At 65.8% G+C, this 25,717-nt stretch carries 27 protein-coding genes and 1 tRNA gene; 12 read left to right on the top strand and 16 right to left on the bottom strand.

Annotation, left to right across the window (positions count from 1 at the left end; genetic code table 11):
• Nucleotides 1-2 precede the first annotated feature (2 nt).
• Nucleotides 3-557: a sugar O-acetyltransferase gene (locus ACFMBG_RS05175; RefSeq protein ID WP_421053651.1), complete on the top strand. Its 555-nt coding sequence runs from the start codon at nt 3-5 to the stop codon at nt 555-557.
• Between the two features lie 146 nt (nt 558-703).
• Here ACFMBG_RS05175 and ACFMBG_RS05170 read toward each other — a convergent pair whose 3' ends face one another.
• From ACFMBG_RS05170 to ACFMBG_RS05160, 3 genes are all read right to left on the bottom strand, one after another.
• Nucleotides 704-2,512, bottom strand: a complete 1,809-nt coding sequence (locus ACFMBG_RS05170; RefSeq protein ID WP_476703264.1) for an ABC-F family ATP-binding cassette domain-containing protein — start codon at nt 2,510-2,512, stop codon at nt 704-706.
• Nucleotides 2,513-2,575: 63 nt separating this feature from the next.
• Entirely contained in the window at nt 2,576-3,322 is a 747-nt protein-coding gene (locus ACFMBG_RS05165) for a GNAT family N-acetyltransferase (protein WP_421053650.1), read from the bottom strand.
• 80 nt (nt 3,323-3,402) lie between these two features.
• Nucleotides 3,403-3,876, bottom strand: a complete 474-nt coding sequence (locus ACFMBG_RS05160) for an outer membrane protein assembly factor BamE (RefSeq protein WP_421053649.1) — start codon at nt 3,874-3,876, stop codon at nt 3,403-3,405.
• 100 nt (nt 3,877-3,976) lie between these two features.
• Here ACFMBG_RS05160 and ACFMBG_RS05155 point away from each other — a divergent pair, with 100 nt between their 5' ends.
• The 8 genes from ACFMBG_RS05155 (at nt 3,977) to ACFMBG_RS05120 (ending at nt 10,400) form a co-directional block, all read left to right on the top strand.
• Complete coding sequence (locus ACFMBG_RS05155; RefSeq protein WP_421053648.1) at nt 3,977-4,513, top strand: YceD family protein; 537 nt, start codon at nt 3,977-3,979, stop codon at nt 4,511-4,513.
• A 225-nt stretch (nt 4,514-4,738) separates the two neighbouring features.
• Nucleotides 4,739-4,945 (top strand): 50S ribosomal protein L32, encoded by a 207-nt coding sequence (gene rpmF, locus ACFMBG_RS05150; RefSeq protein WP_008558107.1) that lies wholly within the window; start codon nt 4,739-4,741, stop codon nt 4,943-4,945.
• A 37-nt stretch (nt 4,946-4,982) separates the two neighbouring features.
• Nucleotides 4,983-6,095 (top strand): phosphate acyltransferase PlsX, encoded by a 1,113-nt coding sequence (gene plsX / locus ACFMBG_RS05145; protein WP_421053647.1) that lies wholly within the window; start codon nt 4,983-4,985, stop codon nt 6,093-6,095.
• Between the two features lie 16 nt (nt 6,096-6,111).
• On the top strand, nt 6,112-7,086 hold the full coding sequence (locus tag ACFMBG_RS05140) for a beta-ketoacyl-ACP synthase III (RefSeq protein WP_421053646.1): 975 nt from the start codon (nt 6,112-6,114) through the stop codon (nt 7,084-7,086).
• A gap of 101 nt (nt 7,087-7,187) precedes the next feature.
• Nucleotides 7,188-7,490 (top strand): integration host factor subunit alpha, encoded by a 303-nt coding sequence (gene ihfA, locus ACFMBG_RS05135; protein ID WP_008207184.1) that lies wholly within the window; start codon nt 7,188-7,190, stop codon nt 7,488-7,490.
• A 16-nt stretch (nt 7,491-7,506) separates the two neighbouring features.
• Nucleotides 7,507-8,955 (top strand): MerR family transcriptional regulator, encoded by a 1,449-nt coding sequence (locus tag ACFMBG_RS05130; protein ID WP_421053645.1) that lies wholly within the window; start codon nt 7,507-7,509, stop codon nt 8,953-8,955.
• A gap of 150 nt (nt 8,956-9,105) precedes the next feature.
• Nucleotides 9,106-9,182, top strand: a tRNA-Pro gene (locus tag ACFMBG_RS05125).
• A 138-nt stretch (nt 9,183-9,320) separates the two neighbouring features.
• Entirely contained in the window at nt 9,321-10,400 is a 1,080-nt protein-coding gene (locus ACFMBG_RS05120) for a 2'-deoxycytidine 5'-triphosphate deaminase (RefSeq protein ID WP_421053644.1), read from the top strand.
• Nucleotides 10,401-10,491: 91 nt separating this feature from the next.
• On the opposite strand, the gene ACFMBG_RS05115 is transcribed toward ACFMBG_RS05120, so the two are convergent.
• Complete coding sequence (locus ACFMBG_RS05115) at nt 10,492-10,989, bottom strand: Lrp/AsnC family transcriptional regulator (protein ID WP_421053643.1); 498 nt, start codon at nt 10,987-10,989, stop codon at nt 10,492-10,494.
• A gap of 104 nt (nt 10,990-11,093) precedes the next feature.
• On the opposite strand from ACFMBG_RS05115, the gene ACFMBG_RS05110 reads away from it, so the two are divergent.
• On the top strand, nt 11,094-12,245 hold the full coding sequence (locus ACFMBG_RS05110; protein ID WP_421053642.1) for an MFS transporter: 1,152 nt from the start codon (nt 11,094-11,096) through the stop codon (nt 12,243-12,245).
• Here ACFMBG_RS05110 and ACFMBG_RS05105 read toward each other — a convergent pair.
• The 8 genes from ACFMBG_RS05105 to ACFMBG_RS05070 form a co-directional block, all read right to left on the bottom strand.
• Entirely contained in the window at nt 12,220-12,426 is a 207-nt protein-coding gene (locus tag ACFMBG_RS05105) for a hypothetical protein (protein WP_421053641.1), read from the bottom strand. The genes ACFMBG_RS05110 and ACFMBG_RS05105 overlap by 26 nt on opposite strands.
• A 125-nt stretch (nt 12,427-12,551) precedes the next feature.
• Nucleotides 12,552-13,229 (bottom strand): SMC-Scp complex subunit ScpB, encoded by a 678-nt coding sequence (gene scpB / locus ACFMBG_RS05100; RefSeq protein WP_421053640.1) that lies wholly within the window; start codon nt 13,227-13,229, stop codon nt 12,552-12,554.
• Nucleotides 13,229-14,023 carry a segregation and condensation protein A gene (locus ACFMBG_RS05095; RefSeq protein WP_421053639.1) on the bottom strand — a complete coding sequence of 265 codons (795 nt, stop codon included), beginning with the start codon at nt 14,021-14,023 and terminating at the stop codon, nt 13,229-13,231. Before ACFMBG_RS05095 ends, scpB begins: the two co-directional genes overlap by 1 nt.
• The gene (gene nagZ / locus ACFMBG_RS05090) at nt 14,016-15,020 is read right to left on the bottom strand and encodes a beta-N-acetylhexosaminidase (RefSeq protein ID WP_421053638.1); all 1,005 of its coding nucleotides are present in this window, start codon (nt 15,018-15,020) and stop codon (nt 14,016-14,018) included. The genes ACFMBG_RS05095 and nagZ overlap by 8 nt, the downstream gene beginning before the upstream one ends.
• Before the next feature lie 117 nt (nt 15,021-15,137).
• Nucleotides 15,138-16,319 carry an SPOR domain-containing protein gene (locus tag ACFMBG_RS05085; RefSeq protein ID WP_421053637.1) on the bottom strand — a complete coding sequence of 394 codons (1,182 nt, stop codon included), beginning with the start codon at nt 16,317-16,319 and terminating at the stop codon, nt 15,138-15,140.
• 118 nt (nt 16,320-16,437) lie between these two features.
• Nucleotides 16,438-18,183, bottom strand: a complete 1,746-nt coding sequence (gene argS / locus ACFMBG_RS05080; protein WP_421053636.1) for an arginine--tRNA ligase — start codon at nt 18,181-18,183, stop codon at nt 16,438-16,440.
• Between the two features lie 175 nt (nt 18,184-18,358).
• Nucleotides 18,359-18,658 carry a YciI family protein gene (locus ACFMBG_RS05075; protein ID WP_421053635.1) on the bottom strand — a complete coding sequence of 100 codons (300 nt, stop codon included), beginning with the start codon at nt 18,656-18,658 and terminating at the stop codon, nt 18,359-18,361.
• Nucleotides 18,659-18,825: 167 nt separating this feature from the next.
• Complete coding sequence (locus ACFMBG_RS05070; RefSeq protein WP_421053634.1) at nt 18,826-19,977, bottom strand: deoxyguanosinetriphosphate triphosphohydrolase; 1,152 nt, start codon at nt 19,975-19,977, stop codon at nt 18,826-18,828.
• A gap of 90 nt (nt 19,978-20,067) precedes the next feature.
• On the opposite strand from ACFMBG_RS05070, the gene ACFMBG_RS05065 reads away from it, so the two are divergent.
• Nucleotides 20,068-20,391, top strand: a complete 324-nt coding sequence (locus ACFMBG_RS05065; RefSeq protein ID WP_421053633.1) for a HesB/IscA family protein — start codon at nt 20,068-20,070, stop codon at nt 20,389-20,391.
• Nucleotides 20,392-20,512: 121 nt separating this feature from the next.
• Here ACFMBG_RS05065 and ACFMBG_RS05060 read toward each other — a convergent pair whose 3' ends face one another.
• The 3 genes from ACFMBG_RS05060 to ACFMBG_RS05050 form a co-directional block, all read right to left on the bottom strand.
• Nucleotides 20,513-21,424, bottom strand: a complete 912-nt coding sequence (locus ACFMBG_RS05060; RefSeq protein ID WP_421053632.1) for a DMT family transporter — start codon at nt 21,422-21,424, stop codon at nt 20,513-20,515.
• Entirely contained in the window at nt 21,424-22,485 is a 1,062-nt protein-coding gene (locus tag ACFMBG_RS05055) for a DUF6902 family protein (protein WP_421053631.1), read from the bottom strand. Before ACFMBG_RS05055 ends, ACFMBG_RS05060 begins: the two co-directional genes overlap by 1 nt.
• Before the next feature lie 94 nt (nt 22,486-22,579).
• Complete coding sequence (locus ACFMBG_RS05050) at nt 22,580-23,248, bottom strand: hypothetical protein (RefSeq protein ID WP_421053630.1); 669 nt, start codon at nt 23,246-23,248, stop codon at nt 22,580-22,582.
• Between the two features lie 360 nt (nt 23,249-23,608).
• Between ACFMBG_RS05050 and xth the strand changes: the two genes are divergently transcribed.
• Nucleotides 23,609-24,415, top strand: coding sequence for an exodeoxyribonuclease III (xth, locus tag ACFMBG_RS05045; RefSeq protein WP_421053629.1), 807 nt, complete (start codon nt 23,609-23,611; stop codon nt 24,413-24,415).
• Nucleotides 24,416-24,515: 100 nt separating this feature from the next.
• On the opposite strand, the gene ACFMBG_RS05040 is transcribed toward xth, so the two are convergent.
• The gene (locus ACFMBG_RS05040) at nt 24,516-25,682 is read right to left on the bottom strand and encodes an FAD-dependent monooxygenase (RefSeq protein WP_421053628.1); all 1,167 of its coding nucleotides are present in this window, start codon (nt 25,680-25,682) and stop codon (nt 24,516-24,518) included.
• Nucleotides 25,683-25,717: the final 35 nt, after the last annotated feature.

The following is a 25,717-nucleotide window of genomic DNA, read 5'->3' as shown; positions in this document are numbered from 1 at the left end:
CGATGACCAAAACCGAACGGCAGAAGATGCAGGCGGGCGAGTGGTACTGTTGCCTGGACAGCGAACTGGCGGCGTTGCGCCACCAGGCCCGCGTTGCGGTGCACCAGCACAACATGGCGGCCCCTGATCCAGCTGAGGTCTTAAGCCCGCCGCTCGCCGCACTCTTTGCCGGCCACGGCAAAAACTGCCTAATCGAGACGCCGTTTCACTGCGCCTATGGCATCAACATCAGCCTCGGCAACAACGTCTATTTGAATGCGGGCTGCACCATTCTGGACACTGCGCCCGTGACCATAGGCGACGGCACCATGCTGGGGCCGAATGTGCAGATCTACTGCGCCCAGCACCACAAGGACAGAGACTTACGGGCGAAAGGCCTCGAAATCGCATACCCCGTCACCCTGGGCGCCGACGTCTGGATCGGCGGCGGCGCCATCATTCTGCCGGGCGTCACCATCGGCGATGGCGCCATTGTCGGCGCAGGCGCAATTGTGACCAAGGATATCGCCGCAGGTGAAACCGTGACCGGCAATCCCGCGCGCCCCCGGCACAGGTGACCGGACGGTCAGGGCAGCGCCCGCCGCCTTAACCTGCGCTTAGAATTTCCTGATGAATTCCAAAGTTTTACGGCAGGAACTTTGACCAAATGTTTCGCGCGCGAAACATTTGGTCAGCCTCTCTGTCCTAATTGAAAAGAGCCGCTTCAGCTTTCGGCCTTTTCCTCCAGCAGCAGCCATTCTTCCTCGGCGGCCGCCAGCTTTTCCTGCCGCTCCACCAGCGCCTCTGTGGCCTTCTTGAACTTGACCGGCTCGCGGGTGAACAGCTCCGGATCCGCCATCAGTTCCTGCAGCTTGCCGATCTCCGCCTCGAGGCGCTCGATCTCGCCCGGCAGCGCTTCCAGCCGGTGCTTTTCCTTGAAGCTGAGGCCGTCCTTGGGCTGGCTCTCCTGCTTGGGCTTTGGCTTTGCCGGTTTCACCTTCTCAGGCCGTTCCGCCACCTCCAGCGGCCCGCGCTGCGCAATGTAATCGCTCCAGCCGCCGGCGTAAGCCGTGGCCTTGCCGTCGCCCTCCATCGCAATTGTCGTGGTCGCCACCCGGTCCAGGAAATCCCGGTCGTGGCTGACCAGCAGCACGGTGCCGTCGTAATTGTCCAAGAGCTCCTGCAGCAGGTCCAGCGTCTCGACATCCAGGTCGTTGGTGGGTTCGTCCAGCACCAAGAGGTTCGAGGACCGCGCCATCAGACGCGCCAGCAGCAGCCGCGCCTTCTCGCCGCCCGACAGCGACCGAACCGGCGCCCGCGCCTGGCGTTCGTCGAACAGGAATTCCTTGAGGTAGCCCACCACATGCTTGGGCTGGCCGCGCACCATCACCTGATCCGCCTTGCCGGAAATCCCCAGCAAGGGATCCGCGGTCAAGTTCTCCCACAGGGTCGAATCGCCGTCCAGCTGGTCGCGGGTCTGGTCGAACAGGGCGATCTCCAGGTTGGTGCCCAGCTGCACGGTTCCCGTATCCGGCTCTTCCATGCCCAGGAGCATTTTCAGCAGCGTGGTTTTCCCCGCGCCATTGGGGCCGACAAAGGCCACCCGGTCGCCGCGCTGCACCTTCAGCGAGAAGTCCTTGACGATCTGCTTGCCGCCGAACGCCTTGCTCAGCCCTTCGGCCTCGATCACCTTGCGGCCCGATTTGGGACCCGCCTCCAGCGCCATCTCGGCGGCACCCTGGCGCTTGATCTGGGCAGAGCGTTCCGCCTTCAGGTCCTGCAGCGCCCGCACCCGGCCCATGTTGCGCTTGCGGCGGGCAGAGATGCCTTCCACCGCCCAGCGGCTTTCCGACTTGATCAGGCGGTTCAGCTTGTGGCGCTGCATGTCCTCGTCTTCCCAGACCTTGTCGCGCCAGGCCTCGAAATGCTCAAACCCCTTCTCCTGGCGCCGCACCTCGCCGCGGTCCACCCACAGGGTCGCGCGGGTCAGCGCCCGCAGGAACGCACGGTCGTGGGAGATCAGCACAAAGGCCGCCCGGGTGGCCTTCAGCTCGTTTTCCAGCCAGGTGATCGCCTCGATATCCAAATGGTTGGTCGGCTCGTCCAGCAGCATCAGGTCCGGTGCTTCGGCCATCAGCTTGGCCAGCGCGGCACGGCGGCGCTCGCCGCCGGAGGCGGTCTCGACGGGCCGTGCGGGATCGAACTTCAGCCCCTCGCCTGCGCGCTCCACCTTGTACATCTCGCCGGGGTCCAGCTCGCTGGCGGCAAAATCGCCGAGTGTCGCGAACCCCTCCATCTTGGGATCCTGCTCCATGTAGCCCACCGACTTGCCCGGCGGCACCACGATGTCACCCTGATCGGCTTCAACAATCCCCGCCATCACCTTCATCAGGGTGGATTTTCCCGAGCCGTTGCGGCCCACCAGCGCCACCCGGTCGCCGGGCTGCACCACCAGATCGAGGTTGGCGAAAACCGGATCGCCCCCGAAGGTGAGGGAAATGCCGGACATCTGCAAAAGAGGAATACGTGCCATGCCAGCCAGCTACCCCGGCGGCAAAATCACGTCAACGCTCCCCGTTCATCTTTCCCAAAATACTCAAAACCGCCCGGCCACCGCCCGCAGCAACCGTTTGCGGGCTGCCGGGATGGCCCCGATTTCCAAGCCCGTGAACACATGCAGCGTGTTCATGTGGGGGTCGATTACCGCATGATCGCTGACCCAGCCGCCCATCATCAGGTAGCTGCGCAGCAAGGGCGGCATCGCCAGCATCGCCCGTTTCGCATCCGGCTTGCGCCGCAGCCGGGCGGCAAAGCGGAACACATCGGGTGCCTTCACCTTTGGCCGCCAGTGATCAGGGGCCAGGTGGCGGTGCTTGAGCAGGGCAAAGGCGTCCAGATAGGCCTCTGCCGACGTGCCGGCAAAGGAGGAGCAGCCAAACAGCATCTGCACGCCGCCCCCATCGACAAACGCCGTGATTGCCCCCCAGGCAATGCGCAGGATGTCCGGGTCGTGCCAGTCAGGATGGATGCAGAAACGGCCCAGCTCCACCATCCGGCCCGCGAAGCCCTGAAGCCCCTGCAGATCATAGAATTGCGCCGCATAGCTGCGCTCCAGCTCCGCGCCGCTCTCCAGCACCAGCAGCCGGAAACAGCAGACCAGCGCGCCGGTGCCTGTGTGCTCGACCAGAACATGCGCGCAGAGGCCGTCAAAGGCGTCGCAATCGGTGGCGGGGGTCCGGAAGCACAGCGCCCGCAATGTTTGCGCCGCGGCAATATCCGCCGCCCCAAAGGCAAGGCGGGCGCGGTATTGCCCCTTGCTCAGCAAAACATCCGGCTCTGCCATCGCTGCCCCCTGCTGCAGGCCCGCGCTGTTGCGGCGCGCATCCCCTGACGTAGGCGCTGCGGCACAGCCGTGAAGCCGGGCTATTCGTTATTGAGGAACTGATCCGGGCCGAAGTTTCCGAGGTTGCCCAGAAGCTGGCGCAGGAAGGTGCTGTCCTGCACGCTGGAACTGGTCACCCGCCGCTCCAGCGGCACCACCTTGCCGTCTTCCAGGCTGTAGCGCCGGATCCCCTCCACCACGCCCTGGGCGTCAAAGCTGATTGCCACCAGGTCCCGCGCCACCGGTTCCGGCGCGGTGGCGCCATAATGGCGGAAGCGGGTCGCCACATAGTAGTAGCCGCTGTCGTTCAGCACACCGGTCGAGGACGGCACACCGATGGTTTCGGCCACCGAATCCCGGGTATCGATCCCCGGCACCACCTCGGCCAGCTGGCCGGGCGTCGGCACGTAGCCATGCTTGCGGTAGACCGATGTGCAGGCCGCCAGCGCCAGTCCGGCTGCTGCAAATACCGCGCCGCGCAGAACGGACTTGTAATGAAACGCCTTTGCAAACATGAGGGCCCCCCGAGCCTCGCCGCACTGCGCGGCTTGAATACGTCTTTCAACCCGATTACCTAATGACCGCTTCCGGTTCAAGAAACGAAAGTCCCCTAACATGTCTGAGAGCACTGCTTTGCGGGTGGCGGACCTGCCGCAGAACACCCCGACCGCCTTTGAAATCATCCCGGGCAAGGAGGAGCTGGCCGCCCTGGCCGCGGAGCTGGGGGTGAATGCCCTGCGCAAGGTCCGCTTCACCGGAGAGATCAAGGCCCTGGGCAAGCGCGACTGGCAGCTGACCGGCAGCCTGGGCGCCACCGTGGTGCAGGATTGCGTGGTGACGCTGGAGCCGGTGACCACCCGGATCGAGGAAAAGGTCAGCCTCACCTATGTCACCAATTTCGAGACCCCGGAAGGCACTGAGGTGGAGATGCCCGAGGACGACAGCATCGAGCCGCTGGGCACCCACATCGACCCGGCCGCGGTGATGGCCGAGGCGCTGGCGCTGCACATCCCGCCCTACCCGCGCAAGGACGGCGCCGAACTCGGCGAAGCGGTCTATGCCGAAGAGGGTGTGGCGCCGATGCGGGACGAGGACACCAAGCCCTTTGCCGGGCTCGCTGCGCTGCGCGGGCAGCTGAAAGATGAGGACTGAGCGCAGAATTTTTGCACATGCGGAAATTGCATCTGGCGCCAGCCGCGCCCCTGCCCTAAAAAACTCCTTGCGCCGCCGGAGATTCGCAGTATTTTCGCGCGCTCATCGGAATTTTTGGTTGGACAATGCTGAGGCAGGCGCCTAAACGCACGTCACACCGATCGAACACGAATGCAATCGCGCCGCGGGGATGGCCCCAAGGCCCAAACAGACAAAGGTTGAGACATGGCCGTCCAACAGAACAAAGTATCCAAATCGCGCCGCAACAACCGCCGCGCGCACGATGCACTGGTTGCTGCGAACCCGAACGAATGCGGCAACTGCGGCGAGCTGAAGCGCCCGCACCACGTGTGCCCGTCCTGCGGCCATTACGACGACAAGGAAATCGTCGCGGCAGCTGACGAAATCGAGATCGACGAGGACGCGGCGTAAGCCACGAACAGGATCCTGATGCCAGGCAGGCTTTCGCATGACGGGTAAACCCGCGAAAAATCAGGCAGAAGCCGGCCGCATCATCATTTCTGTTGACGCCATGGGCGGAGACGCCGGCCCCGCAGTTGTGGTGGCCGGCATTGCCATGTCGGCACAGAAGAACCCGGATATCGGGTTCATCCTGCACGGCCCCGCCGAACAGCTGACACCTCTGGTCGCCAAGAAACGCGCGCTCAAGGGCCGCGTCGAAATTCGCGATGCCCGCGATGTGGTGACGATGGAGGACAAGCCCTCCCAGGTGATGCGCAACGGCAAGGGCACCTCGATGTGGGCCGCCCTGGAGGCGGTCAAGAACGGCGAGGCGGCGGGCGCGGTTTCCTGCGGCAACACCGGCGCGCTGATGGCGCTGTCGATGCTGCGCCTGCGCAAGCTTCCCGGCATCAACCGCCCGGCCATCGCCATCCTGTGGCCGTCGCTGAACCCGCAGGGGTTCAACGTGATGCTGGACGTCGGCGCCGACGTGAAGGCGGATGCCGAGGATCTGCTGCAATACGCCCTGATGGGCACTTCCTATGTGCGCAACTCGATGGACATCGCCTGCCCGAGGGTGGGGCTGCTGAACGTCGGCACTGAGGAGCACAAGGGCCGCGCTGAGCTGAAAGAGGCCTATGGTCTGATTGCGGACAATGCGGCCCAGGCGAACTATGAGTTCGTGGGCTTTGTCGAAGGCAGCGACATTCCCGGCAATGCGGTGGACGTGATCGTCACCGACGGCTTTACCGGCAATGTGGCGATCAAGACCGGCGAAGGCACCGCCCGGGTGATGCGCACTGCGCTGCGCGAAGCGTTCCAGTATTCCTTCCTGTCGAAGATCGCGGCGCTGCTGGCGATGACCTCGCTCAAGCGGCTGTCCAAGCGGATGGACCCGCGCCGGGTCAACGGCGGGGTGTTCCTGGGCCTCAACGGCACCGTGGTGAAATCCCACGGCGGCGCGGACGCCACCGGCGTCTCGGCGGCGGTGAAGCTCGCCTTCCGCCTGGCTCAGCACGGATTCGCCGAAAAACTGGCGGCGCGGGTTGCATCTGCCGGCGCGCATACCCAAGATAATACTGCCCCCCGCGCTCTGCGGGCGGCCACTGAAAAAGACTGAAATAGGCAGGCACCGGATGACGCGACGCGCGGTAGTTGTTGGCACAGGCCACTATCTCCCTGAACGGGTGGTTGAAAACGCGGAATTCGAGGCCTCGCTGGACACTTCGGACGAATGGATCCGGTCCCGGTCCGGCATTGAACGCCGCCATTTCGCCGCTGAGGGAGAAACCACATCGGATATGGCTGCCAAGGCTGCAGAGCGCGCTTTGGCGGATGCAGGCCTGACGGCTGAAGATGTGGACGCCATTATCGTGGCCACTTCCACCGCCGACCTCACCTTCCCCTCTGCCGCCACCATGGTGCAGTCCAAGCTGGGCATGACCAAGGGCTTTGCGTTTGACGTGCAGGCGGTCTGTGCGGGCTTTGTCTATGCCCTGAGTAACGCCAATGCGCTGATCGCCTCGGGCCAGGCGGAACGGGTGCTAGTGATCGGCGCCGAGACCTTCAGCCGGATCATGGACTGGACCGACCGCTCCACCTGCGTGCTGTTCGGCGATGGCGCCGGGGCGCTGCTGCTGGAGGGCCAGGAGCTGGCAGGCACCAACAAGGACCGCGGCATTCTGGCCACCGACCTCAACTCGGACGGCCGCTACAAGGATCTTCTCTACGTCGATGGCGGCGTTTCGTCGACCCAATCGACCGGCTATCTGCGGATGCAGGGCAACCAGGTGTTCCGCCACGCGGTCGAAAAGCTCGCCTCTACTGCGAACACGGCTCTGGACCGCGCCGGGCTTTCGGCCGCGGACGTGGACTGGATCGTGCCGCATCAGGCCAATATCCGCATCATCCAGGGCACCGCCAAGAAAATGGGCCTGAGCATGGACAACGTTGTGGTAACCGTGCAGGATCACGGCAATACCTCCGCCGCCTCCATTCCGCTTGCCCTGTCTGTCGGCAAAGAGCGCGGCCAGATCAAAGAAGGCGACCTGATCGTGACCGAAGCCATCGGCGGCGGTCTGGCCTGGGGCGCCGTTGTGTTGCGCTGGTAACCGTTCCGCCCGGATTCCTGCCCGAAACACCCCGCGCAATTCATTGATATTGACAGGGAATTTCCCCGCGCCATATGCTTTGGCAAACAACGGGGATTGGTATGGGCGAAAAAACACTGACACGAATGGATTTGAGTGAAGCAGTTTTCCGGGAAGTCGGCCTGTCGCGCAACGAAAGCGCGCAGCTGGTGGAAAGCATGCTGCAGCATATGTCGGACGCCCTGGTGCGCGGTGAACAGGTGAAGATCTCCTCGTTCGGGACATTCAGCGTAAGGGACAAGTCTGCCCGGGTCGGGCGCAACCCGAAGACCGGCGAAGAAGTGCCGATTCAGCCGCGCCGCGTGCTGACCTTCCGGCCCTCCCACCTGATGAAAGACCGCGTGGCAGACGGCAACCGTAAATAACGGGACCAATTGAGCCATGTCAAAATCACCGGACGCCTTCCGCACCATCAGCGAAGTTGCGGACTGGCTGGGCGTGCAGGCGCATGTCCTGCGCTTCTGGGAGAGCAAGTTCACCCAGGTCAAACCCGTGAAGCGCGCCGGCGGGCGGCGCTATTACCGGCCTGCGGATATGCGGCTTCTGGGCGGCATCAAGAAACTGCTGCATGACGACGGGATGTCGATCAAGGAGGTGCAGGCGCTGCTGCGCGAGCATGGCGCCGCCCATGTGGCGGAGTTCTCGCACCCGGTGGACGCCGCAGCCGAGGACCACCCCGCGGCGCCGCCTGCGGACAAGCTGGGCGATGACTGGCAAAGCTCGCTGGATCTGAGCCATGAGCAGGCCGCGCAGGATGCGGCCGGTGCCGGTCCTGACACCAGCAACGTGGTCGGCTTCCCGCAGCAGCCCGCCGCCGGGCCTGAACCGGAAGCCGCAGCAGAAGACACTCTGCAGGAACCGGCAGGGGCCCCCGCCGCGGTCAGCCCTGCCGCCCCGGACAGCCTTCCGGACACGCCTTTGGATCCTGACGCTGCAGAGCCTGACAGCCCGCCGGAACCGGCCGATGCGCAAGCGCCGCAGATGCGGATGGATCTGTCCCCGCCCGCCGCAGAGGCGGAAGCCGAGGCAGAGGCCGAGGCCGGCCAGCCCGGCTCCAGCATGGCTGCTGCACAAGAGCTGGCGGCGGAAGACCCCGCTCCGGCGGCAGAAACCGATACCGTCTCGCCGTGGAGCGATGCCGCCGCGGGGGAAACGCCCGAAGACGCTCCCCCGGCAGAAGCCGCCCCGCAGGAGCCCGCTCCGGCAGACCGCCCTGCGCCGCTTGAGCCGCCGCCCGCGCAAGCTGACCCGGCGGAATCGGAGGATGCATCTGAGGCAGCAGCGCAAGCGCCCGCCGCGGAGGACACCGCGCGGCCTGCCGAAACCGAACCGCATGCAGAGCCGGCACAGGACACCCTGGTCGCGGCGGCGGGGCTTCAGCCCGATGAACCGCTGGACTTTGGCACGGGTGCTGAACCCTTTGCCGCGTCGCTGGCGGAGGGCGAAACCGAGGATGAAGCGGAAGCGGCTGACCCTGCGGCCTCCTTCCCGCCGCATGATCTGGACGTGGCCGCGCGGCAGGTGGATGCGCTGGAATTCGCCTCCGGCTTTGACCCGGACGCGGACACTGAGGCGGGGCCGCCGCAAGACAGAACGGCGGCAGCAGAAGCGCCCGTTCAAGCCCCTGAGCCGGAGGATACGGCCGAGGCCCCTGCCCCGGTTGTGCCGCATCATGCTGTTCTGGCCCATCTGGCCGCCATCCGCAGCCTGCCGCCGCACACCGTGGCCGGGATCGCCGCCTGTGCCGGAGAACTGCGGGCTTTGGCCGCAAGGGGCGCGGCTGCAAAGGCGCCGGAATCCGGCGCGGATTCCGGTCCGGAAATCACCTGATTTCCGGGCCGTTTCCCGTTCCGGGAAACGGCAGTCCCGGGGGGCGGGGCGCCGCAACTGCCTCAGCCGTCTGAATTTCTTTGCGGGGGCATAAAAAATCTTTCCCTCCCCTCTTGCTCCTGCCGTGAAAACGGTTAGAAGGCTTTGCAACGGGCTATGGCGCAGCCTGGTAGCGCGTCCGTCTGGGGGACGGAAGGTCGCAGGTTCGAGTCCTGCTAGCCCGACCATTTGAAAAACGCCCGGGTGTTCATGCACCCGGGCGTTTTCATATCCTGCGCAGGGCTTTGGCGGTTGCGCTCAGGGATTGCGAACTGAGGCCAATTGAGCCAGCATCGCCGCAATGCCGGCGCGGAGGGGGACAGGAAATGACAGGCGTTTTGCCCAGCCAAACCATTGAAAACATGCTGGATCGCGGGGAGATCACCGTCAGCACACCGCTGGTGGAAGGCCAAGTCCAGCCTGCGAGCCTCGACCTGCGGCTGGGCACTGTGGCCTACCGGGTGCGCGCCTCATTCCTGGCTGGCCAGGGCAGCAGCGTTTCCGACCGGCTGAGCGAGTTTGAGATGCACCGGATCAGCCTGGATGGCGGTGCGGTGCTGGAGAAGGGCTGCGTCTATGTGGTGCCCTTGATGGAAGGGCTGGCGCTGCCGCAGGATGTCTCGGCGGTGGCCAATGCCAAGAGCTCCACCGGGCGGCTCGACCTCTTGACCCGCACCATCACCGACGGCGGCGAGGAATTCGACCGGATCAAGCCGGGCTACACCGGGCCGCTCTATGCCGAGATCTGCCCGCGGTCGTTTTCGGTGCTGGTACGGCCGGGCATGCGGCTCAACCAGATCCGGTTCCGCCGCGGCCAGGCGGTATTGTCGGATGCGGAGCTGAAGATGCTGCACGCGGGCACGCCGCTGGTCGATGGCGAGGCGGTGATCGAGGACGGTCTTGGCTTTTCCGTCGATCTGAAGCTGCCGGGCACCGATCTGGTCGGCTACCGCGCCAAGCCGCACACCGGCGTGATCGACCTGGACCGGATCGGCGAATACGACCCGCAGGAATACTGGGAAGAGGTGCGCACCAAGGATGGCCGCATCATCCTGGACCCCGGCGCGTTCTATATCCTGGTGAGCCGCGAGGCGGTGCATATCCCGCCCGCCTTTGCCGCCGAGATGGCGCCTTATCTGGCGATGGTGGGCGAGTTCCGGGTGCATTACGCGGGCTTCTTCGACCCCGGATTCGGCCATGACGCGGCGGGCGGAGCCGGGTCGCGCGGAGTGCTGGAGGTGCGCTGCCACGAGGCGCCGTTTGTGCTGGAGCACGGCCAGGTGGTGGGGCGTCTGGTCTATGAGAAGATGGCCGAGGTGCCGGAGCAGCTCTATGGCGCTGGGATTGCGTCGAACTACCAGGGCCAGGGGCTGAAACTGTCCAAGCATTTCAAGACGCCTGCCTGATCACGGTTAGGGCAGCGCCCGTCCGAGGGCGGAAACGAAGTGCCCGCCCGTGGGGGCGGACGGGCACTGCCCGGCCTATCGGCCGGGCGGTCTATTTCACTGGACCGCCGTCTGCCAGCCCCTCCGTTGTGCCCGCTTGCACCGGCCTGTCCAGATGGGTGGACAGCACCGTGTAGGTGCGGGTGGCGCGCACGCAGCCGACCTCGTAGATCCGCGCCAGGAGCCCCTCCAGCGCCTTGGGAGAGGCGACGCGGACCTTGAGGATCAGGTTGGTGTCCCCGGCGGAGCTGTGCACCTCCTCCAGCTCCGGCATGTCCTGCAGCGCCAGCAGATCGGTGGTCACGCCCCAGCCCTCGGTATCCACATGGATGAAGGCCAGCAGCGGCTTGCCCACCGCAGCGCCGTCGAGCCGTGCAATGGTCGCCTCGATCGCACCAGAGGCCCGCAGCCGCTTGACCCGTTCATGCACCGCGGGTGCCGACAGCCCGACTTGCTGGCCGATGGCGGCGTAGGAGAGTGTCGCGTCCTGGCACAGCGCGCCTAATATTTTTCGGTCCAAAGCGTCCAGCGCACGGGTGTTCCCAGCCATTTTCCGAACTCCATCTGTTTTTTCTGCCGCCTGAACTGCCCGCCCTTCACAGAACCACATTCAGTACGTAGCTAAATTACCTGAACAATTTTCGAGGTAAACCCATGCGAACCCCGATTCTGATCCTGATGAGCGCAATTGGCGTGATTGGCGCAAACTCGCTGCTGCTATCGCCGGTGGTGACGGCTGTCAGCCAAACCCTGAATGCCACCACGGCAGAGGTGATGCGGGCGGCCAGCGCCTATGGGCTGGGGGTGGCGGCGGCGGCGCTGCTGCTGGCGCCGCTGGGGGACCGGATCGGCGCGGGGCGGCTGCTGCGCGCCGCGCTCTTGCTGCTGGGGGCCGGGCTGGGGGCCAGTGCGGCGGCACCGGATGTCTGGACGCTGATGGCGGCGCAGGCGGTCTGCGGGCTGGCGGCGGGGGCTGCCCTGCCCTCGATCTACACGCTGGCGATGGTGATTGCCCCCAAAGGGCGCGAGGCGCGGGTGCTGGGCTATGTGCTGGCGGGCTGGACCGTGTCGATGGTGCTGGGGGTCAGCGTCAGCGCCTGGGCCACCGACCTGGCGGGCTGGCGCGCGGTCTATGGCACGCTGGCGGGCGTGGCGCTGCTGCTGTGGGCCGCCTCCGCCTCCTTGCGCGCCGCGGGCAGCCCCAGCGGCCAGGCGACCTCGCCGCTGACGGCGCTGCGGGTGCCGGGGATCTTCCGCGGGCTCTTGGCAACTGCCCTGCTGATGCTGGGGTTCTACGGCAGCTATTTCTTCACCGGCGCCCATATCACGCAGGAATTGGGGCGCAGCACCACCCAGGCGGGCCTGCTGCCGCTGTTCTATGGCATCGGCTTCGGCCTGGCCGTGCTGCTGGATCCGCTGCTGGACCGGCTGGGGCTGGCGCGCGCCACCGCGCCGGTGCTGCTGGCGATTACGGCCAGCTACCTGCTGATGATGGCTGTGGCGCCGCAATACTGGCTGCTGCTGGGCGCGGCCCTGGTCTGGGGCGTGTTCCAGCATCTGGGCCTCAACCTGCTGGTGGCGCGGCTCACCGCCCTGGACCCGTCCCAGCGCGGCGCCATCATGGGGCTGTACAGCACCGTCACCTATCTCTGCGTCTTTGCCGCGCCCTTTGCCGGCGGGCTGCTGTTTGCCGGCTGGGGGCTGGCAGGCTGCATGGCGCTGTCGGCGCTCTTGGCCCTCAGCGGCGCGGCTGAGGCCCTGGGCCTGCGCCGCACGCCTCTCAGCCCCGGCGGCGCCCCTGCTTGACAGAAGGAATGCGCGAGCGCCCGGCCTGCTGCACGGGCGGGGCGCTGCGACCCTGCCCTTGGCTGCGGCCCTGCTGCCTGCTGCGCTTGGCAACCGCGTTGATGCCGGCATTCACACCGGCATTGACCGCGCGGCTAACCAGCCGCCGCAGCACCATGTTGATGATCCAGTTGATATTCATGCCCTTGGCCTCAGTTTCTGCCCTGTCCGCGATCTTAAGCACAGATTAAGACAATTCCGGGGCACGGAACACCACCGGGGCAAGAAACCAGCGAACACAAATGCGCAGACCGCGGCGGCGGAGGGTTACTCCTCGAACAGTTCGGCCTGTTCTTCCGGCTCGTCGTCCTCGTCGCCGCCCTGGCCCATCGGCAGGCTGCCCGGCGGCGGCCGGTTTTCCAGCAGGCCCGCGGCGCGCAGTTCCTTGAGGCCCGGCAGGTCGCGGGCGCTTTCCAGCCCGAAATGGTCCAGGAACTCCGGTGTCACCACGAATGTCACCGGGCGGCCCGGGGTCATCCGGCGGCGGCCGAGGCGGATCCAGTCCATCTCCATCAGCTGGTCGATGGTCCCGCGCGACACAGAGACGCCGCGGATCTCCTCGATCTCGGTGCGGGTCACCGGCTGGTGATAGGCGACGATCGCCAGGGTTTCGATCGCGGCGCGGCTCAGCTTGCGCAGCTCGGTGGTTTCCTTCTGCATCAGGAAACCAAGGTCCGGCGCGGTGCGGATCGCCCAGGCCTCGCCCAGCCGCACCACCCGCACGCCGCGCCCCTCATAGCGCTTGCGCAGATGCTCCAGCGCCTCGCGCGGGTTGCAGCCATGCGGCATCCGCCCCTCAAGGTCGCGCAGGGTGACAGGCTCGGCGCTGGCAAACAGCACCGCTTCCACCATCCGCTCCTGCTCCGCCATCGGCGGCGCGTCGAACAGCGTGTCGTTGTCTTCGCGGATGGGAGCGCCGGGGCTGTCCATAAGCTGGTCTTCCATCAGGTATCCTCGTTCAGGCTGCGCAGCTGGATCGGCGCAAATGTTTCGCTCTGGCGCAGCTCAGCCTTGCCTTCCTTGACCAGCTGCAGCGAGGCGGCAAAGGTCGCCGCGGTGGCCGACCGGCGCTTCACCGGATCGCTATGCCAGCCGTCCGGCAGGTAGCTGATCAGGTCGGTCCAGTCACCGGTAAAGCCCAGCAGGTGGCGCATGCGGTCCAGCGCCTCCTCCATGGTGAAGACCGAGTCGCGGTCCATCACGAAGGGGCGGAAATCCTCCTTGGTGCGGATGCGGGCATAGGCCTGCATCAGATCCAGCAGGTTGGCGGTATAGGTGACGGTCTTGATCCGGGCGACGGTCTCCACCTCGCCGCGGGCAAAGAAATCGCGGCCCAGCCGGTCGCGGCCCATCAGCCGCGCGGCAGCGTCGCGCATCGCCTGCAGGCGCTCCAGCTGGAACGCCAGGTGGGCGGCCAGCTCCTCGCCCGAGGGGCCCTCCTCCTCCGGATCGGGGGGCAGCAGCAGGCGGGACTTCAGGAAAGCGAGCCAGGCGGCCATCACCAGGTAGTCGGCGGCAAGCTCGATCCGCAGTTCCTTGGCCTTCTCGACAAAGGCCAGGTACTGGCGCGCCAGCTCCAGCACCGAGATCCGGCGCAGGTCGACCTTCTGGGTGCGCGACAGGGTCAGCAGCAGGTCGAGCGGGCCTTCGAACCCGTCGACATCCACGATCAGGGCCTCGGCCGCCAGCCGTTCCTCTACGCTCGTGTCCGCTTCCGAAAAGAGTGTCTGCTCAGCCATACACCTGCCCGCCCATGAGGGCGGCAAGTTCGTCTTCAGCGGCCTGAATGTCAAGGTCCGCAGGGGGTTTGCGGGCCGCCAGCGCCCGGTCTGCGCGGGTTTGTGCTGCCTCCGTCATGCGGCCTGCGGCCTCTGCCACCGCGATGCGGTCGGCCAGCGGGGCGTTACACAGCAGGACCACGTCGCAGCCTGCGGCGATCGAGTCGCGGGCAATGTCCGTCAGCGATCCCTTGAGCGCCTTCATCGAGATGTCATCGGTCATGATCAGCCCGTCAAAGCCGATCTGCTCGCGGATCAGCTGCATCATCACCAGTGAGGTGGTGGCCGGGCGGCTGTCGTAAGCGTCATAGACCAGATGCGCGGTCATCCCGAGCGGGATGCCGTTCAGGGCGCGGAAGGCAGTAAAATCGCTATGCTCCAGAGTGCGCGGTTCAGCGTCCACATGCGGCAGGTCCATGTGGCTGTCGGCGGTGGCGCGGCCGTGGCCGGGGATGTGCTTCAGCACCGGCAGTACGCCGCCGTCCAGATGGCCCTGTGCCACGGCGCGGCCGATAGCGGCCACAGCCTGGGTGTCTTCGCCATAACAGCGGTTCTTCAGGAATTCATGGGTGTCCGCGCAGGCCACGTCGGCAATCGGCGCGCAGTTGCTGTCGATGCCGAGGCCATGCAGCTCATGCGCGATCAGCCGGTAGCGCAGGTACATGGCGCGTTCAGCGCCATCGCCGGCCCGCTGCACGTGCTCCAGCGGCGGCAGCCACTCGCGCCCCAGCGGTTTGCGGAGGCGCTGCACCCGGCCGCCCTCCTGGTCGATGGTGATCATGCAGTTCCGCCCCACCGCCTCGCGGAAGTCGTTGCACAGCGCGCGGACCTGATCGGCGTCTTGGATGTTGCGGGCAAACAGGATGAAGCCGAAGGGATCGGCATCGCGGAAGAACGCCTTTTCATCTGCGCTCAGGCGCAGGCCGTCGGCGTCGAGGATGGTGGCTCCAAAAGTCATGAGTATGCCCTATCGCCCCCTTGAATGCGGGAGGGCATCGCCCGGCCCGGGGTGGGTGCAAAGCGCCCGCCCTGGGGGCGGGTCGGGCGCTGCCCGGCCTGACGGCCGGGCGGTTCGTTACCGCGTGGTTACCGGAATGCAGTCGGCATTGCCAGCCACCAGTGCCGAGCAGAAGCGGCGGGCGTCGGAGAGGCCGGCAAAGCCCATTGCCCGCAGGCGGAAGAAGGTGCGGCCGCCGCTTTCGGCGCGCTGGATCACCCGCTGCTTGCCTTCCAGGTAGTCGGCAAAGCGGGCATGGATGCGGTCCCATTCGGCGCGCGCGACCTCCGGGCTCTCATAGGCGCCAAGCTGCGCCAGCCTGGTGCCGGCTGGAAGGGAGGCCGGGTCGACATCGACGGTGGCGGCAGGCGCTGCCGGTGCGGCTGCGGCCGGAGCGGGGCTGAACCGTGCAGGCCGGGCCGATGGCCGCAGCGAGACCTTGACGCCGGGCGCATTCAGAATTGCAGGCGAAGCAGCCGCAGCGGCCAGTGCCGGCTGCAGCGGTTCCGGCTGCACGATGGCGGGCGCCTGTGCCGAGGCGGGCACCGGGTCCGGCAGCGTCTCCGCCTCGCGGGCGAGTTCCGCAACCAATGCGTCAATATCGCCGTTCTGGAAGGAGGCCACCGCCTCCCCGCTGACGCCGGGGGTTTCAGCCGCCTCGGGTTCTGCCGGAACGGGTGGCAGCTCTGCCGGGGCGGTCTCGGCGGCCAGCTGCGGCAGCGGCTTGTCATCTTCGGTGAGCCGGATCGCGGGCGGCGCCAGGGTCAGCCGGTCGGCCGGAGCCTCGGCGCTGCCGCTGGCCGCAACCGCATTCACCGCCAGCCCCTGGTGATCCGCCTGGGAGCCGCCCGGGTTGGCGGGCTGCTCGCGCATCGGGCCTTCCGCGGCACGTACCACCGGCACGCCGCTGACGTCGCGCATCACCAGCTTGTAGCCCCAGAAACCGACCCCTGCGACCAGCGCCACCGAGGCCGCGGCGCCCAGCAGGCTCAGGGTTCTGGAGAATCGCGCCCGCAGCCCTGCCGGGGCGGCGTAGGCCGCGTAATCCTGCGCGTCGTAGCCCTGCCCGTCAGGCTGGTACCCGTAAGCGGGATCCTGATAGCCGTAATCCGGCTCCGCTCCCGGACCGGTGTAATGCTGGCCCGCATGATGCTGATCGGAGTACTGCTGCCCGTAGGAACCGCCAGTTGCGGTGTCCTGCTTCTGAACACCGCCCTGTGAATAGGCGTGCCCTTGGCCCGCCTGCGCAAAATACGCCATTGTCCGCCTCACTGCCCGGTTTGGCAGCGCATTAGCTGCGCTGCGCCCCAAGTCTCTTGAACTGCCTCATTCCGGCGGATGTGCAATTTTCACCGCAGGGGGCCCTCGCCCCTTTTGGTTATCGCATCTCTTCTGCCGGTTTCACGCCAAGAATACCAAGACCAGCTGAAATGACAACGGAAACGGCCTTGGCCAGGGCCAAATTCGCATGTGTTGCCGATTGGCTGCTCTCGTTAACAAACCGTAAACCTTCTTGCGATTTGCCGAGGTGGTAGAGCCCGTGCAGCTCCGACGCGAGATCATAGAGATAGAAGGCCACCCGGTGCGGCTCATGGGTGCGGGCGGCGATTTCCACCTGGCGCGGCCACTCGGCCAGCTTCTTGGCCACCGCCAGCTGTGCCGGATCGGCAATCAGGCTGAGGTCGGCAGCGTTCAGTGTGGCATCATCCGCGGCAATGCCCTGCTCACCCGCCTTGCGCAGGGTCGAGCAGATCCGCGCATTGGCGTATTGCACATAAAAGACCGGGTTGTCCTTGGACTGCTCCAGCGCCTTGTCGAGGTCGAAGTCGAAGCCCTGATCGTTCTTGCGGGTCAGCAGCATGAAGCGGGTGACATCCGCGCCCACCGCATCGACCACATCGCGCAGGGTCACAAAGGTCCCTGCCCGCTTGGACATCTTGAATTCCTGGCCGTCCTTGAACAGCTTCACCAGCTGGCACAGCTTGATATCCAGCGGCACTTGGCCGTCGGACAGTGCCGAAACGGCGGCCTTCATCCGCTTGACATAACCGCCATGGTCGGCGCCGAAAATGTCGATCAGCTCGTCAAAGCCGCGCTCCACCTTGTCGTAGTGATAGGCGATGTCCGGCGCGAAATAGGTCCAGGAGCCGTCGGATTTCTTCACCGCCCGGTCGACGTCGTCGCCGTGGTCGGTGGATTTGAACAGGGTCTGCTCGCGCGGCTCCCAGTCGTCGGGCTTCTTGCCCTTCGGCGGCTCCAGAACGCCCTGGTAGATCAGGCCCTTGGCCTCCAGCGCCTTCAGCGCCGCCTCGATCTTGCCGGTGCCGTAGAGGGATTTTTCGGAATAGAACACATCCATTTCGATGCCGAGCTGGGCCAGGTCCTCGCGGATCAGCTCCATCATCGCATCGGTGGAGAACTCGCGCACGTCGGCCAGCCAGACGTCCTCCGGCTGATCCAGGTAAGCATCGCCCACCTTGTCCTTGAGCGCCTGCCCCACGGGCACCAGATAGTCGCCGGGATAGGTGCCGTCGGCAAAGGCGATTTCCTGGCCGTGCGCTTCCAGGTAGCGCAGGTAGACCGAGCGCGCCAGCACATCGACCTGGCCGCCGCCGTCGTTGATGTAGTACTCGCGCGTGACGTCATAACCGGCATAGGCCAGCAGAGCCGCCAGGGCGTCGCCGAACACCGCGCCGCGGGTATGGCCCACGTGCAGCGGTCCGGTCGGGTTGGCAGAGACATATTCGACATTCACGCGCTTGCTCGCGCCCATGTCCGAGCGGCCGTAATCCGTGCCTGCGTCCAGGACGGATTTCAGCACACCCTGCCAGATGCCCGGCGCCAGCCGCAGGTTGAGGAAGCCGGGGCCTGCAACTTCGGCCGAAGTGATGCGCTCGTCCGCGGCCAGTTTCGCGGCCAGCGCCTCGGCGATGTCGCGCGGCTTCATCCTGGCGGGCTTGGCCAGCACCATCGCCGCATTGGTCGCCACATCGCCATGGGCGGCATCGCGCGGAGGTTCCACCGCGACATTGGCAAAATCGAGCCCCTCGGGCAGCACGCCTTCGCCGGTCATGGCGGTCAGGCTGTCAATCACAAGCGAGCGGATATCGGTAAAGAGGTTCATATCTGGCGTCCCATATGTTCAGGACTGCGGATACCGAGGCCCGCAGGCAGGGTCAACAGGATTGCAGGGGCAGCCCGGGGCCTCAGGCGGAGCGCGCCGGAAAATTCGAATTTTCCGGCCATTTTTCCGCGCCGGAAAAATGCGCCGCTGCCGCGGCGCAGCGCCTGCCCGGCGGTTAGGAGAGCATTCCCTGGATGGCGGAGGCGGTGCCCCATTGGGTGATCGTGTAACGGCGCAGGGAGGCGACGTAATAGGGGTCCTGCAGGATCAGCCGCTCCACGTCCTGGCGGGTTTCGGCCTCCACATTCCAGATTGCGCCGGGAAAATCCTGCATCGGCCGCATCGCCAGCGCGCCGCCGATCTGCAGCTCCGGATGGGCGCGCACAAAGGCGATATGGGCGTCGCGCCGTTTCCTGTCGCCGCGCACCCGGTCCATCTCCGGTTTGTCTGTGAATGTGACGGTCCAGCGTGCCATGGCTTTCCCCTTGCTGCCTCTCCCGCGGATACCGCCGATGCGCCGCGGGGTCATAGGGCCAGATGATAGCACGGCTTACAGCCAATTCCCGAATCCGGTGGCCGGACCCGGTAGGCAGGCAAGGCGCCTCCGGACCTGTTTCCCCGTCTTGCTTCGCGGGCCTGAGCTCAGACTTCGACCTTCACCCCGATCAGCCGCTCATGCTGCTGCAAGGCAAAGCGGTCGGTCATGCCGGCAATATAGTCCGACACGATACGGGCCAGCGCGGTGCGGTCCGCGGCTGCGGCGATGTCGGCGTGCCAGCGCTCCGGCATCTCCAGCGGGTTGTCCAGGAAATAGGGAAACAGCGCCTCCACCACCTTGGCGACCTTGGCGCGCTTCTCCATCACCGAGGGCGCCCGGTACATGCGGGTGAACAGGAAGGCACGGATTTCCTTCAGGTCGCGCCACAAGGGATCGGAGAATTTCACCACCGGCTGCCCCAGGGCGCGGACCTCCTCGACGCTTTGCACGCCGGAGTCCGCCAGCAGCGTGCGGGCGGTGTCGATCACGTCGCCCACCATCACCCCGAAGAAGCGGCGCAGCGCCTCGTGGCGGCGGCGGTTGGGGTCAAGGCCAGGGTAGAGCCGGTCCACCTCACCGTATGCCTTGTCCAGCAGAGGCAGCCGGGCCAGATCGTCGTCGCTGAACAGCCCGGCGCGCAGCGCGTCGTGCAGATCGTGGTTGTTGTAGGCGATGTCATCCGACAGCGCTGCCACCTGCGCCTCGGCGCTGGCGTGGGTGTGCAGTTCAAGATCTACCGCGGCGTTGCATTCGGCCAGCGCCCAGGGCAGCTCCCCCACGACTGGGCCGTTGTGTTTGGCAATCGCTTCAAGGGTTTCCCAGGTGAGGTTCAAGCCGTCGAACTCAGCATAATGCCGTTCCAGCCGGGTCACGATGCGGATCGCCTGGGCATTGTGGTCAAAGCCGCCATAAGGCGCCATCAGCGCGTGCAGCGCGTCCTCGCCGGTGTGGCCGAAGGGCGTGTGGCCCAGGTCATGCGCCAGCGCCACCGCCTCGGTCAGTTCCTGGTTCAGCCCCAGCGCGCCCGCTATGGTGCGGCCCACCTGCCCCACCTCGATCGAATGGGTCAGGCGGGTGCGGTAATTGTCGCCCTCATGCTCCACAAACACCTGGGTCTTGTGCTTGAGCCTGCGGAACGCGCTGGCGTGGATGATCCGGTCGCGGTCGCGCTGATAGGGTGAGCGGAAGGAGCTTTCCTCCTCCGGAACCTGCCGCCCGCGGCTGCGGTCCGGCATCGTGGCATAAGGCGCATGCATAACAAATCTTTTCCTTGGCAAATCTTGCTGCCTGGATTGCACCTTTCTATATAATGTCTTGCGCTGCAACATCAGCTTTGGAGAGACCGCATGAACCTGCCCCCGAAAGTCACCGACCGCGCCTTTGCCCGGCTGGCCGAGATCGGCGCCGCGGATCAAGGCCAGGCGCTGCGCGTCGCGGTCGAAGGCGGCGGCTGCTCCGGCTTCCAGTATGAGATCGCGCTGGACGAGGCAAAAGATGACGATCTGGTGCTGGAGGGCCAGGGCGAGAAAGTGGTGGTCGATGCCGTCTCGCTGCCGTTCCTGGAGAACGCCGTGATCGATTTCACCGAAGAGCTGATCGGCGCGCGGTTCACCATCGAGAACCCGAACGCCACCTCCAATTGCGGCTGCGGCACCTCGTTCTCGATCTGATCCCGGCTTTGAACCCGCGTTCTCCGGCGCGGAGAACGTCCGGAAAACACGCGTTTTCCGGGCCGGAATTATCGCATAATTCCGGTGCCCCTTGCGGGGCACAGGCACCCGGTTTCAGGTGTCAGGGATCAGTTTGCAGCCGTCCCGCATTGCGCAGCCGCGGCATCGCCGGGACAAACTGGTCCCAGACCAGGTAAAGGCCCGAAGCAATCACGATGGCACCGCCGGCATAGGTGGAGGCGGGCGGGAACTCGCCAAAGAACACCGCGCCAATGACCGCCATCCAGATGAACTGCAGGTTCATAAGCGGCGTGACAGCGTAGGAGGCCAGCAGCCGCAGCGCCACCACCAGCAGCCAGCGCGCCCCGAACAAGAGGAAGGCATAGGCGGCCGCCCAAGCAACATCCGTGAGCGGCATCGGCAGCCAGACAAAGGGCAGCAGCAAGAGCATCACCAGGCAGATGGTCAGGTTGGGATAAAAGACCTGGGCCAGGGAATTGCTTTCATACCGGCCGATAAACCGCGCCAGAGTCATGGAAAACGTGCCGGAAACCGCCGCCCCCAAGGCCACAAGATGGCCCAGGGACGCAGATGCAAACCCGCCCGGAAACAGGAACAGCACCCCTGCAAAACCAGCGCCGAGGGCTGCCCAGGCCGCCGGGCGCACCGGCTCCTTCAGCACCAGACCGGACATGGCGCCCGCCAGCAGCGGCATCAGGCCGATGAAGACAAACACCTCGGCAAAGGGAAGCAGCCGGAAGGCATAGAAGAAACACACGGCGGCAATCAGCGTCGCCCCGGAGCGCAAGGCCATCGCCCGGGGGCATACGGTGCGGAAGCCGCCGCGCATGGCGGGCAGCCGGTCCGCCAGCAGGCAGAAGCCTGCAACCATCGCGCCGGACAGCGCATAGAGCTGGGCCGCTGCATACTGGCCTGCGAGCAGCTTGGTGATCCCGTCAGCGGAGGCAATCAGCCCGGTGTAGGCGACCACCAGAAGCGCCCCGGCCAGGGCCTGGTTGCGGGAACAGCCCATCACGCCGCCCCCGCGCTGCCCGCCCGGGCAAAACCTTCGAAAAATCCGGCAAATCCGGCACAGCTGCGCTCTGCCGCGGTAAGGATGCCATGCTCCTCCTCGCTCAGCATCGCCTCGGCGCGCGCTTTCACGGCGCTCCAGCTGGCCCGCGCCGTTCCGGCACCAAAGACGGCTTCAGACAGGCTCCTCAAGATGCTTCCTCCCTGCTGCGCCGACACATGCAAAGCCCCTGCAGGGACCGGCTGCCTGTAGGCCGGGCGGCCGGACAGCAGCATGAGCCAGTTGACCACAAAATACTCGTGATACGCATCATGAAGTCCACAAAATTCATCTTTAGAGAGAGAATAGGCGGAAACCTGCCCGTCGAGCCAGGCTTCCCATGCCGCCGGCGGCTGCTGCCCGGCATAGCGCAAGGCAATGCAGATCTCCGCCAGAAGGTCGGCATTCTGGTCGAGAAACGCCACCAGGCCGGCAAACTCCAGGCTGGTGATTGCGGCCTCCGGCACGTCCGGATCCCGGCGCCCGTACTCGGACAGGTAAAAGACGATATGGGTCAGCTCGTAGGCGGCTTTTTTGTTCGGAATGGCAAAGGTTTGCGGGCGGGAGATAAAGCCGCGGAGCCGGTCGTCCAGCCCCTCATCCCGCATAGCGATGCCGCGCCGCGCCAGCAGGCGGCGGGCCTCGGCGCGCTGCAGGTCCGAAAGCTCTGCCTGGGCCAGCCCCTGGGCGGCAACCCATTGGGCAATCTGCGCCCCGGTCTGCCCCGGCAGTCCAAGATCCTCCAGGTCCAGGCAGATTGACAATATAAAGCGGTAATACTGGCGGAAGAAACTGATGTGGCGCGCCGCCCCCTCGTAAAACGGCTGCAAGGGCTGCAGGGCGTCAGCGGCAACATCTGCCCCGGTGCATTCGAGAATGTTCAGCAGCTCGGCATTTTCCTTGAGCCAGAACACGTCTTCCTGGCTGCGCCGGTGCAATGCGAAACCGGCGATCAGCGCGTCTTGCGCACAAGCCCGGGACTGGCGGGCGGCAGGAGAGAAGAACGGGATGATCTGGGCCATGAGAACCTCTTGCGGATGGGAGCGGCGCGGCGGCGGCCCCGAAACCGGAGCCGCCCTGGGTCAGGGGCCGGGAGGAAAGCCGGCCCCGCCAGGATCAGCTGCCCGAGGAGAACAGCCGGGTGGCATCCCCTGCGCTGGTGCGCGCCTCAGCCGCAGGTGCGGAGCCCGAGGAGAACAGATGGGTTCCCTCGCCCGCGCGGGTTTCAGCCGTGGCCGCCGGTGCCGAGCCGGAGGAGAACATCTGCGTCAGGTCGCCCGCCGCGGTTTCAGACTGTGCGGCAGGGGCGGAACCCGACGAAAACATTTCTGTCAGCTCCCCCGCTGCCGCATCGCCGCGCAGGGCAGGTGCGGAGCCGGAAGAGAACATCTCCGTTAGATCGCCGGATGCAACATTTGAGTGTGCGGCGGGTGCGGAGCCGGAGGAAAACAGCTGTACCAAGTCTCCTGCTCCAATGTCCGCCTGCGCCGACGGTGCCGAGCCGGAAGAATACATCTCCACCAGGTCGCCCATTGCGGTTTCCCCAGTGGCCGCGGGCGCCGATCCGGATGAGAAAAGCCCGGTTTCCCCGCCTGCCCAGCTTTCGGCCTTCTGCGGCATCGATCCGGAGGAAAACAGCGACACGCCCTCCCCTGCCATCAGATCCGCGGTGCATTCGGGCGCAGAGCCGGAAGAGAACATCTCAGTGGCATCGCCCGTGAACAGGCTGGCACCTGCAATCGGGCGGGTTGCGCGGAAGTCTTTGATTTTACGCTGAGCAGTCATGTTGGAACCCCATTCGTTAGAGACAAAAGGCTCCTTGACGCTGGCACGGCTACCGCACAGCGCAAACAGAAAATGCAATTTCACATTGCATTTTCTGCAAATTGCAACTTTAACTTCAACTCGCTATTTTTTGTGAATTTTAATTTAATTCAATTAATCCACAAAATATACACCGCTTTATTCACACGTTGATTTTTGCAAAATAGATCAAATCAACCTTAGGGTTATTTTTCATAAGCGCAAAACCACGCGATTCGGCCGCGCAGCGGTGATTCGGTGAGCCTGCGGCGGGCTTGCCCCGCGGCGCTGATTGAGCGATAGATCGGCCTCAAATGCCGCAACCTGCGCCGGAGACAAGCCATGAAAATCGCCACCTTCAACATCAATGGCATCAAGGCCCGGGCCCAGGCGCTGCCGGATTGGCTGGATGAGGCGCAGCCCGACGTGGTGCTGCTGCAGGAAATCAAGTCGGTGGACGAGGCGTTCCCGCGCGAAGTGTTCGAGGAGCGCGGCTATAACGTGGAGACCCACGGGCAGAAAAGCTTCAACGGGGTGGCGATCCTGTCGAAACTGCCGCTGGAGGATGTGCGCCGTGGCCTGCCCGGCGATGACAGCGACGAGCAGGCGCGCTGGATCGAGGCCACCGTGGCGGGCCGGCAGGCGATCCGGATTTGCGGCCTCTACCTGCCCAATGGCAACCCGGTGGAGCTGGAGGCGGACGGCAGCCCGGTCGCGGGTGGAAAATACGCCTATAAACTCGCCTGGATGGAGCGGCTGAAGGCGCGGGCCGAGGCGCTGCTGGCAGAGGAGATGCCCGCCCTGATGGCAGGCGACTACAACATCATTCCTCAGGCAGAGGATGCCAAGCGGCCGGAGGCCTGGGTGGAGGATGCGCTGTTCCGCCCGGAAAGCCGCGCCGCGTTCCAGCGGATCGTCAACCTCGGCTTCACCGAGGCGTTCCGTGCGCGGCACCAGGGGCCGGGGCATTATTCCTTCTGGGATTACCAGGCCGGGGCCTGGAACCGCGATGACGGCATCCGCATCGACCACTTCCTGCTGACGCCGCAGGCCGCCGACCTGCTGCTGGACTGCCAGATCGACAGGGATGTGCGCGGCCGCGAAAAACCCTCCGACCACGTGCCGGTCTGGGTCGAGCTCGATCTGTAAGCGCCGTCCGCGCCGCGCGCCAGCGCGGCGCCACGCCCAACCGGTCCGGGTTCATCCCCGATGAAATCGGACTGGGCGGGAGGACACCGCCCGACCCGCCTCAGGCGGTGACGTCGTGGCGGTAGATCCAGTCGAACTGGCTGACCATCTTCTCCGGCGCAAATCGGCCGCCCAGTTTCAGCACCTGATGCGCCGGCCAGCTGAACGGCGCCCGCAGGTGGTATTTCCAGGCATTGCGGCTGGCGGCCTGCACCACTTTCTCTGCCCGCTCGCGGCGGCGCGACTGATACAGCGCCAGGCCGGCGCTGATCCCTTGCGACTCCTGCAACGCGCGGGCCAGCACCCAGGCATCCTCCAGCGCCAGATTGGCGCCCTGCGCCATGAACGGCAGCGTCGGATGCGCGGCATCGCCCAGGATCGCCGTATTCCGGCCGTGCCAGCGGGCCGCCACCGGATGCCGGAACAGCCCCCAGAGCAGCACCTCCTCCACCGCTTCCAGCAGGGCCGCGGCACTGCCGCCAAAGCCGGCAAAGGCGGCACGCAGGTTGGCCGGGTCATCTTTGAAATGCCAGCTTTCCTCGGCCCAGGCGCGGCGCTCCTGCACCGCCACCAGGTTGACCAGGCTGCCATCACGCAAGGGGTAGGCCACCAGATGCCGCCCGGGCCCCATGAAAAGCTGCGCCTCGGGCGGCAGGTTCAGGTGATTGGGCACGGTGGCGCGCCAGGCCACCTGGCCGGTGAACGATGGCGTGTCAGCGCCATTGAGCGCAGCACGGGTTTTCGAGTGCAAACCATCGGCGCCGATCACCAGGTCGCCGCCGCATTGGGCGCCATTGCCAAGATGCACCACGGGCTGCGGTCCGGGCTCGACCCGCTCCACTTTCTGCAGCAGCCGTACCTGCACGCCCTCGCGGCGCGCGGCACCGGCCAGAATACCGACCAGATCCGAACGGTGCACGAAGTAGTAACGCAATCCGGCCGCGTATTCATCGAGATCCAGCCGCAGCACCTCGTTGCCGCGGCGGTGGCCGCGCAGCACCACCGCGCGCGCCCGCTGCGAGCACCAGGCCAGGTCATCGGCCAGCCCCAGCGCCTTCAGCACCGCAACACCGTTGGGGGTGATCTGCAGGCCCGCGCCAACCTCGGAGATTGCCTCGGCCTGCTCCAGCACGGTCACGCTGGCGCCCTGGCGGCGCAGCGCCAGCGCTGCGGTCAGGCCGCCGATCCCGGCGCCGATGACGGTTATTTTCAGGCCTTTGAGTTCCATGGGCTCCTGCAGATTCTCCGCCCGCCCCCAATGAA

Source organism: Leisingera coralii, from assembly GCF_049056525.1.
Taxonomy (GTDB): domain Bacteria; phylum Pseudomonadota; class Alphaproteobacteria; order Rhodobacterales; family Rhodobacteraceae; genus Leisingera; species Leisingera coralii.
Note: the sequence above shows the minus strand (reverse complement) of the source record. Positions and strands in the feature narration are given on the sequence as shown.